The 745-nt window shown below is 43.5% G+C and carries 1 protein-coding gene; it reads left to right on the forward strand.

What is annotated here, in order from left to right; all coding sequences use genetic code 11:
- The coding region (gene tssI / locus J8L86_RS21000) for a type VI secretion system tip protein TssI/VgrG (protein WP_211031452.1) at window positions 1-745 on the forward strand (745 nt) is incomplete at both ends.

Here is a 745-nt window from a genome sequence, read left to right on the forward strand (position 1 = left end):
AAATGAAATGGGGATAAGTGATTACGCGTTTAGTTGTGATGCACGATTTGAATCAGAAGTACGTGAGTATTGTGTGCAATACAGTGAAACGGATTTTGAGTTTATCAGTCGGTTGGCCGCGGAAGTGGGCCTATTTTACTACTTTGAGCATACTCACGATGTTCACACACTGATTTTTTGTGACAGTACGAGTAAGGTGAGCAGCTTAAAGCGTCCGTTTCCCTATAATGCGCTCAGTGGCGGGATGGGTGAAAACACCTTTGTTAATCAATTTAATTACCAGCACCAAATTAAGCCCGCCAATATTAGCTTAAAAGATTACAGTTTTAAGAAACCGCAATACAGTTTTCTACAAAGCAGTAGGGGTCAAGAACTCAAGTTTCAAAGGCCTGACTATGAGCATTTTGATTTTCCTGGCCGTTATAAAGATGATGCTGCAGGGGTTTCTATTACACAAGTTCGTCAAGAATACCTGCGCCGTGATGCTCAAGTCGCCTCTGGGCGGAGTAATATTTTGCAGGCTATCAGTGGTGTTAAATTTGAACTTGTTGACCATAATGACGAAGCGCTTAATCGAGACTGGATATTGACCTGGATTGAGCACATTGGTGAGCAGGGCGCAGCAGCTGAAGAGACAAACACACAAAAGCCGACACGTTACAGCAATCAATTTAATGCAATCCCAGGTAACAATCCTTGGCAGGCTGAGCCCAATAGCAAGCCTTTGGTTACTGGCCCACAAGTC

The organism is Shewanella sp. MMG014, from assembly GCF_018100775.1.
Taxonomy (GTDB): domain Bacteria; phylum Pseudomonadota; class Gammaproteobacteria; order Enterobacterales; family Shewanellaceae; genus Shewanella; species Shewanella japonica.